Genomic DNA, 12359 nt, shown 5'->3' on the forward strand with positions numbered 1-12359 from the left:
CCGCCGCGCTCAACCGGCGCTATCGGACTCGACCAGACCGCCCTGCAGGCAATAGGCCTGTAAACCGCGCTCGCTGAGCAGGAAGGCCGCGGCGGAACTGCGCCGGCCAGTGTCACAATAAGCAATGTAGGTTTTGCCGGGATCGAGATTGTCGACCTTCAGGCGCAGCATGAACAGCGGGATATTCAGACTGTTCTCGAGGCCGTTGTTCTGGTATTCGCTTTCCAGACGTACATCCATCATAACGGCCCCCTGCCGAACCATTTCCTCGGCCTGCTGACGGCTGACCCAGCTGAGCATGGGTGCTTTCAACAGCGAATTGAAATCGTCTTTCGACAAACGCATCAGGGTACCATCCGTGGTCATGACCACATTGGCGTTGCGCTTGGCCTCGGACAGCAGGGCTTCCTCGCCGAACGCGTCACCGTCACCGAGCTGCGCCAGGGTCAGCTCGCTGCCTGTCTTGGAAGTCCGGGTCACCTTGCACTTGCCGCTTTTTATAATGTAATAGCAGTCGCCTTCCTCACCCTGTCGAATGACGCTCTCGCCGGCACGCACCGGCACTTCCTGCATGCGCATGAACATCGCCTGAATATTGGCCGGCGGCACCTGTAAAAATGCCTTGGACTGCAGGATACGGGTCATCCAGTCCGCGCTGTCGTCTTCTTCCTCGTCATCACTGTCGGAAATCTCGTCGACCTCGATGCCGGACAATTGGTCCCAGGTCAGCAGAATATCGAGCAAATCGCCGTCGAGCCGGGCGATCTGGCAGGCTGTTGCGGCCACCGCGGTCTCGTTGCGCGGCTGATGGTTGGCAAGCGGGTGGCGTGCCTCATCGCTGCCGGCGGCGACACGGCGCTTGCCACCCTGCGCATCAGTCAGTTCGACTTCGCCATCGAGCACGTAAGCATTGGTTTTATCGCGATCGCCCTGCTTGAAGATAACCTGGCCGGCAGCCACCTCTTCCTGAAAGGCCTTGGCCGCCAGTTCTTCGAAATTCTCCCCGTTGAGGGCGCTGGCCGGCACCAGCTTTTTTAACAAAGCTTTATCGACTGGCTTTTTTGACATGATCAATCTCTTTCAACTGCGATACAGGAAGGTCATCCGTCGCTACCCTGCCCCTGTGGGACGACGTTTGTGGCTGGTAGTTGATTGTATGCCGTAGCACACCGATACCACAAATCATTACAGACATTCAGTGAGAGAATCCAACTGCCAGTCTGTAAGCTGCCAGACGTGCACAGCCTGCCCGAACTATGACTCCCGCCGGACATTCAAACCGGGCTTACAGGGCCTCGGAGCCGGTTTCGCCGGTACGAATGCGGACAGCCTGCTCCAGGGCAGTCACGAAAATCTTGCCGTCGCCGATCTTGCCCGTGTTGGCGGCCTGGGAGATCGCCTCGAGGGCAGCGTCAACCCGCTCGTCATCGATGGCGAGTTCGATCTTGACCTTCGGCAGAAAGTCGACGACGTACTCGGCACCGCGATACAACTCGGTGTGGCCTTTCTGGCGACCGAACCCTTTGACCTCGGTGACCGTGAGTCCCTTGACGCCGACCTCCGACAGGGCGTCACGCACGTCGTCCAGCTTGAACGGTTTTACGATTGCGGTAATCAGCTTCATGGGGGTATAGCCTCCAGTCCCGACATTGCTTGCGCCAGCAGACCTGGCGAGTTTGTATTACTTTGCCCGTGGATTGTAGTCGCCTTTGTGGCCGGCTGGAACCACCCGACCCATGGACATAAAAAAAGGCGCCCCCGCTGACGGGGACGCCCTTGTTGTCAGACTTCTGACCGGCTTACTTGGAGGCCGGCTGGAAGTCCGGGTAGGCTTCCATACCACACTCGGTGATATCGAGACCTTCCATTTCTTCCTCTTCGCTGACGCGAATGCCCATGATCGCCTTGATGATGACCCAGAAAATCAGGCTCATGATAAAGACGAAGGCGAAGATGGAAACGATGCCGATAAGCTGGGCCGACAGCGTCGCCTCACCGTTCGACAGCAACACGGCGAGCACGCCCCAGATACCCGCGGTACCGTGGACCGAAATGGCACCGACCGGATCGTCGATCTTCAGCTTGTCGAGACCGATGATGGACAACACCACGATGATACCGCCGATACCGCCGACGATGACCGCCAGTCCCGGGCTCGGCGACAGCGGATCCGCGGTGATCGCCACCAGACCGGCCAGTGCACCGTTAAGGGCCATGGTCAGGTCGGCCTTGCCATACAGCATCTTGGCAAACATCAGCGCGACCACGGAGCCACCGGCGGCAGCCAGGTTGGTGTTCACGAACACCATCGCCACGTTATTGGCCGAGGAGACATCGGAGACCACCAGCTCGGAACCACCATTAAAGCCGAACCAGCCCATCCACAGGATGAAGGTACCCAGAGTCGCCAGCGGCAGGTTGGCACCCGGCAGGGCATTGATCTTGCCATCGGCGCCATACTTGCCCTTGCGCGGGCCCAGCACGATAACCGCGGCCAGGGCTGCCACTGCACCGGTCATGTGGACGATACCGGAACCGGCATAGTCGGAATAACCGAGCTCGCTCAGGAAACCGCCACCCCAGCTCCAGTAGGCCTGCAGCGGGTAGATGAAGGCGGTCATGACTACCGCAAACAGCAGGAACGACCACAGCTTCATGCGTTCGGCCACAGCACCGGAGACGATCGACATCGCCGCCGCTGCAAACACGACCTGGAACATGAAGTCGGACAGGTTGGAGTAATAAATGTCGCCATCGCTGGCCAGCACGTCCTCAACGGTGTTGTCGCCACCGAGGAAGAAGCTGACGCCGGACCAGAACGAGTTGACACCCTCGCCCGGGTACATGACGTTGTAGCCCATGAACATGTACACGATACTGGCAACCGAATACAGCGCGATATTCTTGGTCAGAATTTCGGTTGTGTTTTTCGAGCGCACCAGACCTGATTCCAGCATGGCGAAGCCGGCGGCCATCCACATGACCAGGGCCGCGCACATCAGGAAATAGAACGTGTCCAGCGCGTACTGAACTTCGATAATTGAGTTGACTGCGTCCACTGTTAGTTTCCTCCCGGATTTCTAGATTGCAATCGACAGACGTTTGGAGATAAAAGCGCGACAGTTACAGCGCCGCATCGCCAGTCTCTCCGGTACGGATGCGTACTGCCTGCTCGAGACTGAATACAAAGATTTTTCCGTCGCCAATCTTGCCGGTCTTGGAGGCCGAGGTAATGGCTTCCAGTACCTCATCCAGCTTGGCATCCTCGATTGCGACTTCGAGCTTCATCTTGGGAAGAAAGTCGACGACATATTCGGCACCACGATACAACTCGGTATGCCCCTTCTGGCGGCCGAAACCCTTGGTTTCGGTCACCGTCATACCCTGCACTCCGATCTCCGACAGTGCCTCGCGCACGTCATCGAGCTTAAAGGGTTTAATGATCGCTGAGACCAGTTTCATTGAATTAATCCTCCCGATTGCTTGGGTAGAGTGACTCCGCCCCGGCAGGGCGGAGTCTTAACTGTTTCCTTGATGGGTTGGCTTAGAAGCTGCTGGAAACACCCAGAACGAGTCGGCCATCGCAGTCATCCTGGAAGCCGGCACAGAATTCTTCCTCGTCAAAGGTGTCGATCCAGTCCAGGGACACGGAGAACATGCCGACATCCTTGGAAAGACCCACGCTATAGGTCGAGTAATTACCGCCATCATCGACGTCCTGGAAGCCGTAACTCGCGCTCAGACCGAAACCATGCGGTAACGACAGGCCCAGCGACGGGCTGATCCAGTGGGCATCGCCGGTATTACCGAAGAAGTCCGGTGAATAGGCATAATCCACAGCGAACGTCGGCTCATACGTACCGGCAAAGGTGTAGCCCAGGCTACCGTAGGCTTCAAAGTACTCGGAGCTGCCCGCACCGCCCGGATAGTCGTAAAACAGGCCGCCGACATCCCAGCTGATGCCGTTGCCAAATTCACCAGTGGCACCGCCGTAGTAGTCCGCCTCGACGGAACCGTCAAAGGCGATATTGGAGGCCCAGATGCCAGCATACAGATCGGCAAAACTGCCGGTGTCGTAGGAATAGTCGAAACCACCCTGCACGGCCGGGTTGCCCGACGTCTGCGAGATACCGCGGAACATGTAATCGGTAAATAGACCGACATTGGCGCTGAAAGTATGCGGCGACTCGGCCTGGGCGACCATCGGCGTGGACAGGGCCAGCGCACCGGCAACGAGACACTTGGAAGTATTTTTCATGCTGTTAATCCCCTCTGAAATAGATGTATTGCCATGACCTAAAACCAAGAAACCGTTTCTTGATGCGCTGATACATCGCACGTTCCGTGCCATTTCATGAAAAGCCTTTTTAATCATTAAGTTAAATTATTTATTCGGTTTTTGTGGCAACTAAACAACGTCGACGACTGGATACAACGCACGTCTTTGGTGCAGTAGATTTGCGCCATGCACTGTTAACGTGCTCTTTCTGCACCCAATCACGGCAACACCAAAGTCATCGGGAGCGGGCTTGCGGTCTGCATCCGGCGTGTTAGTCTCACGTCTTTGTAACGGAACGGATGAAAGAGCTGCCATGACAGAGACCAAGCGCCCGTCCATCGACGAACTGATCGAGGGCGTCATGTCGGCACTGCCGGCCGACATGCGCCAACTGAAAAGCGATTTTGAACAGCAACTGCGCCAGGCCATGCACGCGGCATTCAGCCGCATGGATCTGGTCACGCGGGAAGAATTCGACGTCCAGGCGGCACTGCTGGCACGCACCCGTGAGCGGCTGGAAGAGATGATCCGGCGCCTCGACGAACTCGAGCAAAACGACCCGCAATAAGCCAGCCCGGTCGCCTGGAAGGCGGCCACAGCGAGGACACAGGGATGAGTGTCGCTACCGTCTACAGCCGCGCGCAGTGCGGCATCGAAGCACCGCTGGTAACCGTCGAGGTCCACCTGACCAGCGGTTTGCCCAATCTGTCCATCGTCGGCCTGCCGGAGACAGAGGTCCGCGAAAGCAAGGACCGCGTACGCAGCGCGTTGCTGACCAATCGCTTCGAGTTTCCGCTCAAGCGCATTACCGTCAACCTGGCACCGGCCGATCTGCCCAAGGAAGGCGGCCGCTTCGATCTGGCGATCGCTGTCGGCATTCTCGCCGCCTCGGAACAATTACCGCGTGCGGCACTGGAATATACCGAGCTGCTGGGTGAACTGTCGCTGCGCGGCGCATTGCGTGGCATCCGTGGCAGTCTGCCGGCGGCGCGTGCTGCCAGCACGGTTGGACGCACCCTGATCGTGCCCGCGGCCAGCGCGGCCGAGGCGGCACTGGTCAGCGACGCCAGCGTCCACGCCGCCGATCATTTGCTCGCTGTCTGTGCCCACTTGCAGGGCATGGAAACCCTGCCGGCAGTGAGCCACGCCGACATCGACAGCGACGATGCCGGCCCGACGCCGGATCTGGCCGAGGTACGGGGCCAATCGCATGCCAAACGGGCACTGACCATTGCCGCTGCCGGCGGTCACAACCTGCTGTTCATCGGCCCGCCGGGCACTGGCAAGACCATGCTCGCCGAACGCCTGCCGGGGCTGTTGCCGGAATTAAGTGAAACCGAGGCACTGTAGAGCGCCGCCGTCGCCTCGGTCAGTTCGCGCGGTTTTCAGCCCGGCCAGTGGCGACGCCGGCCGTTCCGTGCCCCGCATCACACCGCCTCGGCGGTAGCCCTGGTCGGCGGTGGCAGTCAGCCGCGACCCGGCGAGATATCGCTGGCCCACAACGGCGTCCTGTTTCTCGATGAATTGCCCGAATATGACCGGCGCGTGCTCGAAGTGCTGCGCGAGCCGTTGGAGTCCGGCCATATCATGATCTCGCGGGCCGCGCAGCAGATGACGTTCCCGGCACGCTTCCAGCTGGTCGCGGCAATGAATCCGTGCCCGTGCGGTTACCTGGGCGACCCCAGCGACCGCTGCCACTGCACCGAGGAGCAGGTACGCCGCTACCGCCAGCGCTTATCCGGAACACTGCTGGACCGTATTGATCTGCACATCGAGGTTCCCAACCTGCGCAGCGAACTGCTTGACCGCGACAACCGGCCGGCCGAAGCCGACAGCCAAACGGTACGCACCGAGGTGGAACACGCCCGCGCCCGCCAGCAGCAGCGCGCCGGCAAGTGCAACAGTGCGCTTACCAACCAGGAAGTCAGCCGCGACTGTGCGCTGGATAACGCCAGTCGCGAACTGCTGGAAACCGCCCTGGTCCGCTTTGGCCTGTCGGCCCGCGCCATGCACCGGATCCTCAAGGTCAGCCGCACGATCGCCGATCTCGACGCCATCGACGCCATCAACAGCCGCCATATCGGTGAGGCAATTGGCTATCGCCGGCTTGAGCGCCAGTCATGAAACAGGCACCGATCAAGATGATCGATCATTCACGCGAAAATATTGCCGCGCACCTGGATGGGTCGGCGATTCATCCAGGTACCCTGCCGGCCACAGCGAGTCGCGCATGACGGCCGGCAAAGGACTGTGCGCTTGCGCCGGGATGGTGATTCAGTTACAAAACCGGCATGGAAGCCCACACCCCTAACCCCATCGAAATCCAGGTCGAAACCACCTACGTCGAGGAACAATCCCGGCCGGAACAGGATCGCTATGTGTTTGCCTACACGATAACGATCATCAATCAGGGCAGTCTCGCAGCCAAACTCCTGTCCCGTCACTGGGTCATCACCGACGCCAACAGCAAGGTCCAGGAAGTCCGTGGCGAGGGTGTTGTCGGTGAACAGCCGCATCTGCAGCCGGGCGAATCCTACACTTACACCAGCGCCGCCATGCTGGAAACGCCGGTGGGCTGCATGCAGGGCAGCTATCAAATGGTGGCCGATGACGGCACGCACTTCGACGCACCGATCCCGGTATTCAACCTGTCCACGCCCAACATTCTTCATTAATTTCGGGCCGGACGCGACGCCCGACGCAAACGATACGAAATCCATGTCTACTTACGCCATTGGCGATCTGCAGGGCTGTTACCAGGAACTGCTCGATCTACTGGACCTGATCGAATTCGATGACAGCCACGACCGGCTGTGGTTTGTCGGCGATATCATTAACCGTGGTCCGGAGTCACTGGAAACCCTGCGCTTTGTGCACGCGCTTGGCGACACGGCGGTGACGGTGCTCGGCAATCATGACCTGCATCTGCTGGCTGTGGCCTGCGCCAATGCCGCGACGAAAAAAAAGGACACGCTTGCGGCTATCCTGGCGGCGCCGGACCGCGAGCTATTGCTGGACTGGCTGCGCCACCGGCCACTGCTGCACCACGACGCCGAACTCGGCTATGTCATGGCCCACGCCGGCCTGCCACCCGCCTGGGACCTGGCCCGGGCGCAGACCTGTGCCGCCGAGGTCAGTGACGTTCTCGCCGGCAGCGGCCACGTCGACTTCCTGAAAAACATCTACGGCAACAAGCCCGATCAGTGGGATGATGCGCTGACAGGGCTGGAACGCTGGCGTTACACGGTCAATGCGCTGACCCGCATGCGTTACTGTCACATCGACGGCCGCCTGGCGCTGGAACAGAAAGGGCCGCCCGGCACGCAGGACCACAGCCTGAAGCCCTGGTTCGAAATCGAACAGCGACACAGTCGCGATCTGAAGATCGTTTTCGGTCACTGGTCAACATTGCGTCTGTATCAGGACGACTACTCGACCTACAACGTTTTTCCACTGGATACCGGCTGCGTCTGGGGCGGCGCGCTGACGGCCATGCGGCTGGAGGATGAAAAGGAATTCAGCGTGCCGTCACGGCAGCCTGCCATACATGACTGATAACGATCGGCAGCGCTATTGAAGCTGGCCGGTCGCTTTACCAGTCAGCCGCTTGCTGAGAACCACCATCAATCCGTCTGCCACTGGTATTTTTTTAACGGCACGCGACCACGGTGATCGAATACGACACCTTCGTCTTCGAGCAGCAGACGCTGCCATTCAACAGCACCGGGACGGGCACGCTCGCTGATGACGCCCTGACTGTTGATCACGCGATGCCAGGGCACGCTATCGTCGTTCAGTGCCGCCAGGGCATAGCCGACCTGCCGGGCATGACGCGGGAACCCGGCAAGCGCGGCGATCTGGCCATAGGTCGCGACGCAACCTTTTGGAATGGCACGGACCAGGCTGTATATTTGTTCATGATTCAATCGGTGTGCACACATTAGTCCCATGCCAGTCTGACGATATCCATTATGACCATGCACTGTTATGCACGCTATCGGCAAGCCAGTATCGATAACGGGCACAGCGTTTACCGACTGTTGACCGCCGCATTGCTGCTCGCTCTGCTCGCACTGCAGCCCGGAACGGTACAGGCCGATGACGTGCCCATCGTCGCCGCGGCTTCCGATCTGCAGTTTGCGCTCGAGGAAATCGCGCAGGATTTTACCGCGACCAGTGGCCGCCGCGTACGCCTCAACTTCGGTTCAAGCGGCAATTTCCGCCGCCAGATCGCCCAGGGGGCACCGTTCGAGGTTTACCTGTCTGCCGATGAAGCCTACGTCAGGGCACTGTACCGTGAGGGGCACACCCGTGACGCGGGCGATTTGTACGCCATCGGCCGTGTCGCCATGATCGCCACCGAAAAAAACGCCAGCGTGGTCGACCCCGATCTGGTCGGCCTCGGCCGCCAGCTGGCAAGTGGTCTGCCGCTGCGCTTTGCGATCGCCAATCCCGAACACGCCCCCTACGGCGTCGCCGCCCGGCAGGTCCTTCAATCGCGGGGACTCTGGTCGGCGATCCAGCCGCGGCTGATCCTCGGCGAAAACGTCTCCCAGGCAACACAGTTCGCGCTATCGGGCAACACGATTGGCGGGCTGGTTGCCTATTCGCTCGCACTGGCACCACCGCTGCGCGAACGTTCCGTCCACGCGCTGATACCGGCGAAATACCATGAACCGCTGCGTCAGCGTATGGTGTTGCTGAAAGACGCCGGCACCACGGCGCGCGCCTTTTATGCCTACCTGCAATCGGCGGCGGCACGCCGGATCTTCAACCGTTACGGCTTCGTGCTGCCGGACGAAGATGCAACGGCACAGTAGCCGCGCCGCGTGAACCAAGGGCCAAGACACTAGGCATGGACTGGACCGCACTCAATATCTCGCTGCAGCTGGCCGCCTGGGCCAGCGCCCTGCTGCTGCCGATCGGTCTGCTGCTCGGCCGCTGGCTCGCTGCCACGCCCATGCGCGGCCGCGGCTTTGTCGAGGCCGCCGTCGCCCTGCCGCTGGTACTGCCGCCAACCGTGCTCGGCTTTTACTTGCTGGTATTGTTCAGCGACGACAACCCGGCCGGTTGGCTGTGGCGCACGCTCACCGGCAGTGGTCTGAATTTCAGTTTCAGTGGCATCGTCATCGCCTCGGTGATCTTCAACCTGCCGTTCGCGGTACAACCGATCCAGCGTGCGTTCGAGTCGATACCGCCGTACGTTCGCGAAGCAGCCTGGTGCTCGGGTCTGTCGCACTGGCGTACCTTCTGGCGCATCGAGCTGCCACTCATCTGGCCCGGCGTCATCTCGGCCATGATCCTGACCTTCATCCACACGCTCGGTGAGTTCGGCGTCATTCTCATGGTCGGCGGCGCCATCGACGGCGAGACCCGGACGATCGCCATCGCCATCTATGACCGCATGCAGGCCTTCGACGAAAGCGCCGCCGCGACGATGTCACTGACACTACTGATCGCCTCGTTCGCCGCCATTGGCATCGTCTACAGTCTTACCGGCCGGAAACCGCTCCATGTCCGCTGACTGGCTGTTCCTGCAGCTGCACCAGAATGCGCCGATACCCCTATCGCTGCAGATCAGCGTGCGCGCCGGCGAACTGCTGGCACTGGTCGGCCCCTCGGGCAGCGGCAAGACCACCGTCCTGCGCAGCATCGCCGGGCTGTACCGGCCGCAATACGGCACCATCCATTGCCGCGACGATGTCTGGCTGGATACACGCGCTGCTATTGATCACCCACCGCAACAACGCCGTGCCGGCCTGGTGTTCCAGAACTACGCGCTGTTCCCGCACCTGACCGTACGCGACAACCTGACCGTTGCCATGGACCAGGGCACGGCTGCCGCACAGCGAACCGAGGCGCTGCGCCTGCTGGAGACCGTGCATCTGAAAGGCCTGGAGGATCGTTACCCGCACGAACTGTCCGGCGGCCAGCAGCAACGCGTCGCCGTCGCCCGGGCGCTGGCACGGCAACCGCGCGTGTTACTGCTCGACGAACCATTCTCGGCGGTCGACCAGATGACGCGCAAGCGCCTGCAGAACGAACTCGCCCGGCTGCGCCGGCGCATCGAGGTACCGATCATTCTCGTCACGCACGACCTGAACGAGGCCAGCGCACTGGCGGATCGCATCTGTGTGCTGCACAACGGTCGCGCCCTGCAGACCGACCACGCCGACAGCCTGTTCCGGCGCCCTCGCAGTCCCCAGGTCGCACGCCTGCTCGGTCACAACAACGTTTTTAACGGCCGGCTGCTGACAGTAAACGGCCAGCCACGACTGCGGTGGGGCGACCAGCAACTCGAGCTGGCAACCTCACCACCGCTGCCCACAGGCAGCGACGTCGACTGGTTCATTCCCGATTCGGACATCCTGCTACACCGCCGCGGCCGACCGTCACTGGGCGAACGCGAAAACCCGGTCACCGGCCGCGTGACCGAATGTGTGCCACTGGGCGCCCAAACCGAGATCACCATGCGCTGCCAGGGCGGTGCACAGCCGCTCAGGCTGCAGATCAGCACCCATGCCGCGCGCCGTAATGACATCCGTATCGGTGCCGATATCCGGGTTTCATTGCTGGCCGAAGGCATCCACGTCATGAACCCGGTGGATTACCGTGCCGATCAGTCATTGAATTTTTCCGCATGAAACAACAGGCTTTGCCGCGTTCCTGCATAGAGACTAAGCTGACGTAAACACAGCAACGGTTCCGGCAAACGCGCCTGCAACACGTCTGTCGAATAACCCGACACTGTCAGTAACCACACGCATGCAGGAGGCCTGATGCACTACGCGATTTCCACCACCTGGGGCGGCAGCGACACCACCCGCGCCGCCATTCCCTTCATCTTTGCCGCCACCGCGCTGGAAAAGGGCGACACGGTCATGATCATGCTGTTCCATGACGCCGTGACCATTGCCGTCGACGGTGCTGCCGACAAAATGATCCCGTTCGGTCCGCCACCGAAATTCAGGGAAGTCCTGGCACACCCAAATGCCACGGTCATGGTGTGCAAGCCATGCGCCGAGGTCCGCGGTATTTCTGATGACATGCTGCATACCAACTGCAGCATGGGCGGCATGGGCGATTATCATGCCGAGGTGTCGCGCGGGGACTGCAAAGCCGTTACGTTCTAGCCAGCGCCGGCGGGAGCGGCAAACGATTAACGTGACCAACAAGCGCAAGAACTGGTCGCAACAGGTTACCGGGAACAGCTCGGCGCTCGAGCTCGAGGACGGGGTCTTTACGCTAGGCAGCGCGCGTAAAATTGCCGAATCGCTGAAGCGTTCCGCTGACCAAGCCAAACCTGATGCGAACGCCGCCTACCGCTCCGCCATGTCCATGCTAACGTTTTATATCAACCGCGCCGGCAAGAAACTGCCCGATGATGAGCGGCAGAAGCTCGAGACGGCCAAGGATGAACTACGCCGCCTGTACGACAGACCGGCGCGGAAACGTTAGCCGCCAACGCTAAGCGTCCGGTGCATCAGCGCCGGATCAGCTCGACAAAGCTGTAGGCGTAATCATTCTGCTCGTCGGCCGGATACGCTTCGCGGCTGACTTCCTGCCATTCAGTATCATCAAATTCGGGGAAAAAGGTATCCGCCTCGACCTCGGCATGGATCTCGGTCAGATAGATCTTCTGCGCGCGCGGCAAGGTTGCCGCGAAAATGTCCGCACCGCCGATGATCATGATCTCGGCGCTGTCAGCCACCATCAGCGCGACATCCAGATCGTGCACCACCGTGCAGTCGTCTACCGGCTCATAACTTTCATCCCGGGTCAGAACGATGTTATGCCGCCCCGGCAATGCCCGGCCGATCGAGTCGTGCGTTTTGCGCCCCATAAGGATGGGCTTGCCCATGGTGATCGTTTTGAAATGCTGCAGATCGGCACGCTGGTGCCAGGGCAGATCGCCGTTGTTGCCAATGGCGCGATTGCGGTCCATGGCGACGACAAGCGAGAAAAAGGGCTGTGGGTTCATGTCTTCTCGTATCTCGTATCTCGTATCTCGTATCTCGTATCTCGTATCTCGTATCTCGTATCTCGTATCTCGTATCTCGTATCTCGTATCTCGTATCTC

General features: G+C 60.4%; 15 protein-coding genes and 1 pseudogene. 9 read left to right on the forward strand and 7 right to left on the reverse strand.

Translation table 11 applies throughout. The features are described 5' to 3' along the window. Window positions 1-9: 9 nt before the first annotated feature. The 5 genes from J2T55_RS11540 to J2T55_RS11560 all read right to left on the reverse strand — a co-directional run bounded on the left by J2T55_RS11540 (window position 10) and on the right by J2T55_RS11560 (window position 4258). Entirely contained in the window at window positions 10-1068 is a 1059-nt protein-coding gene (locus J2T55_RS11540; protein WP_259056977.1) for a cyclic nucleotide-binding domain-containing protein, read from the reverse strand. Between the two features lie 217 nt (window positions 1069-1285). Then, complete coding sequence (gene glnK, locus J2T55_RS11545; RefSeq protein WP_259056981.1) at window positions 1286-1624, reverse strand: P-II family nitrogen regulator; 339 nt, start codon at window positions 1622-1624, stop codon at window positions 1286-1288. A 175-nt stretch (window positions 1625-1799) separates the two neighbouring features. Beyond that, window positions 1800-3059, reverse strand: coding sequence for an ammonium transporter (locus tag J2T55_RS11550; protein ID WP_259056982.1), 1260 nt, complete (start codon window positions 3057-3059; stop codon window positions 1800-1802). A 64-nt stretch (window positions 3060-3123) separates the two neighbouring features. Beyond that, window positions 3124-3462: a P-II family nitrogen regulator gene (gene glnK, locus J2T55_RS11555; protein WP_259056989.1), complete on the reverse strand. Its 339-nt coding sequence runs from the start codon at window positions 3460-3462 to the stop codon at window positions 3124-3126. Between the two features lie 82 nt (window positions 3463-3544). Then, window positions 3545-4258, reverse strand: a complete 714-nt coding sequence (locus J2T55_RS11560; protein ID WP_259056993.1) for a TorF family putative porin — start codon at window positions 4256-4258, stop codon at window positions 3545-3547. Window positions 4259-4592: 334 nt separating this feature from the next. Here J2T55_RS11560 and J2T55_RS11565 point away from each other — a divergent pair, with 334 nt between their 5' ends. From J2T55_RS11565 to J2T55_RS11580, 4 genes and pseudogenes are all read left to right on the forward strand, one after another. After that, a complete protein-coding gene (locus J2T55_RS11565) occupies window positions 4593-4847 on the forward strand; it encodes an accessory factor UbiK family protein (RefSeq protein WP_259056995.1) in 255 nt (84 codons plus the stop codon). 44 nt (window positions 4848-4891) lie between these two features. Then, a pseudogene (locus tag J2T55_RS11570) lies at window positions 4892-6403 on the forward strand (YifB family Mg chelatase-like AAA ATPase). 167 nt (window positions 6404-6570) lie between these two features. After that, window positions 6571-6954 (forward strand): Co2+/Mg2+ efflux protein ApaG, encoded by a 384-nt coding sequence (apaG, locus tag J2T55_RS11575; RefSeq protein ID WP_259056998.1) that lies wholly within the window; start codon window positions 6571-6573, stop codon window positions 6952-6954. Window positions 6955-6997: 43 nt separating this feature from the next. After that, window positions 6998-7834 carry a symmetrical bis(5'-nucleosyl)-tetraphosphatase gene (locus J2T55_RS11580; RefSeq protein WP_259057000.1) on the forward strand — a complete coding sequence of 279 codons (837 nt, stop codon included), beginning with the start codon at window positions 6998-7000 and terminating at the stop codon, window positions 7832-7834. A gap of 68 nt (window positions 7835-7902) precedes the next feature. Here the strand turns inward: J2T55_RS11580 and J2T55_RS11585 are convergent, their stop codons facing one another. Further along, window positions 7903-8205: an MGMT family protein gene (locus J2T55_RS11585; RefSeq protein ID WP_259057003.1), complete on the reverse strand. Its 303-nt coding sequence runs from the start codon at window positions 8203-8205 to the stop codon at window positions 7903-7905. Window positions 8206-8250: 45 nt separating this feature from the next. Between J2T55_RS11585 and modA the strand changes: the two genes are divergently transcribed. The 5 genes from modA to J2T55_RS11610 all read left to right on the forward strand — a co-directional run bounded on the left by modA (window position 8251) and on the right by J2T55_RS11610 (window position 11737). Further along, a complete protein-coding gene (gene modA / locus J2T55_RS11590; RefSeq protein WP_259057005.1) occupies window positions 8251-9099 on the forward strand; it encodes a molybdate ABC transporter substrate-binding protein in 849 nt (282 codons plus the stop codon). Window positions 9100-9134: 35 nt separating this feature from the next. Further along, the gene (gene modB, locus J2T55_RS11595; protein ID WP_259057014.1) at window positions 9135-9803 is read left to right on the forward strand and encodes a molybdate ABC transporter permease subunit; all 669 of its coding nucleotides are present in this window, start codon (window positions 9135-9137) and stop codon (window positions 9801-9803) included. Beyond that, complete coding sequence (locus J2T55_RS11600; protein WP_259057015.1) at window positions 9793-10923, forward strand: ABC transporter ATP-binding protein; 1131 nt, start codon at window positions 9793-9795, stop codon at window positions 10921-10923. Before modB ends, J2T55_RS11600 begins: the two co-directional genes overlap by 11 nt. Before the next feature lie 135 nt (window positions 10924-11058). Then, window positions 11059-11412, forward strand: a complete 354-nt coding sequence (locus J2T55_RS11605; protein ID WP_259057018.1) for a DsrE family protein — start codon at window positions 11059-11061, stop codon at window positions 11410-11412. Window positions 11413-11443: 31 nt separating this feature from the next. Then, window positions 11444-11737, forward strand: a complete 294-nt coding sequence (locus J2T55_RS11610; RefSeq protein WP_259057021.1) for a DUF3175 domain-containing protein — start codon at window positions 11444-11446, stop codon at window positions 11735-11737. A gap of 25 nt (window positions 11738-11762) precedes the next feature. On the opposite strand, the gene J2T55_RS11615 is transcribed toward J2T55_RS11610, so the two are convergent. After that, window positions 11763-12260 carry a dihydrofolate reductase gene (locus tag J2T55_RS11615; protein ID WP_259057022.1) on the reverse strand — a complete coding sequence of 166 codons (498 nt, stop codon included), beginning with the start codon at window positions 12258-12260 and terminating at the stop codon, window positions 11763-11765. Window positions 12261-12359 lie beyond the last annotated feature (99 nt).

The organism is Methylohalomonas lacus (assembly GCF_024808875.1).
In the GTDB taxonomy this organism is placed as follows: Bacteria; Pseudomonadota; Gammaproteobacteria; order Methylohalomonadales; family Methylohalomonadaceae; genus Methylohalomonas; species Methylohalomonas lacus.

Excerpts from the sequence above, each read along its gene's own strand:
- J2T55_RS11540 (WP_259056977.1), bottom strand. The coding sequence starts at position 1,068 with ATGTCAAAAAAGCCAGTCGATAAAGCTTTGTTAAAAAAGCTGGTGCCG.
- glnK (WP_259056981.1), bottom strand. The coding sequence starts at position 1,624 with ATGAAGCTGATTACCGCAATCGTAAAACCGTTCAAGCTGGACGACGTG.
- glnK (WP_259056989.1), bottom strand. The coding sequence starts at position 3,462 with ATGAAACTGGTCTCAGCGATCATTAAACCCTTTAAGCTCGATGACGTG.
- J2T55_RS11560 (WP_259056993.1), bottom strand. The coding sequence starts at position 4,258 with ATGAAAAATACTTCCAAGTGTCTCGTTGCCGGTGCGCTGGCCCTGTCC.
- J2T55_RS11565 (WP_259056995.1), top strand. The coding sequence starts at position 4,593 with ATGACAGAGACCAAGCGCCCGTCCATCGACGAACTGATCGAGGGCGTC.
- apaG (WP_259056998.1), top strand. The coding sequence starts at position 6,571 with ATGGAAGCCCACACCCCTAACCCCATCGAAATCCAGGTCGAAACCACC.
- J2T55_RS11580 (WP_259057000.1), top strand. The coding sequence starts at position 6,998 with ATGTCTACTTACGCCATTGGCGATCTGCAGGGCTGTTACCAGGAACTG.
- modA (WP_259057005.1), top strand. The coding sequence starts at position 8,251 with ATGACCATGCACTGTTATGCACGCTATCGGCAAGCCAGTATCGATAAC.
- modB (WP_259057014.1), top strand. The coding sequence starts at position 9,135 with ATGGACTGGACCGCACTCAATATCTCGCTGCAGCTGGCCGCCTGGGCC.
- J2T55_RS11600 (WP_259057015.1), top strand. The coding sequence starts at position 9,793 with ATGTCCGCTGACTGGCTGTTCCTGCAGCTGCACCAGAATGCGCCGATA.
- J2T55_RS11605 (WP_259057018.1), top strand. The coding sequence starts at position 11,059 with ATGCACTACGCGATTTCCACCACCTGGGGCGGCAGCGACACCACCCGC.
- J2T55_RS11615 (WP_259057022.1), bottom strand. The coding sequence starts at position 12,260 with ATGAACCCACAGCCCTTTTTCTCGCTTGTCGTCGCCATGGACCGCAAT.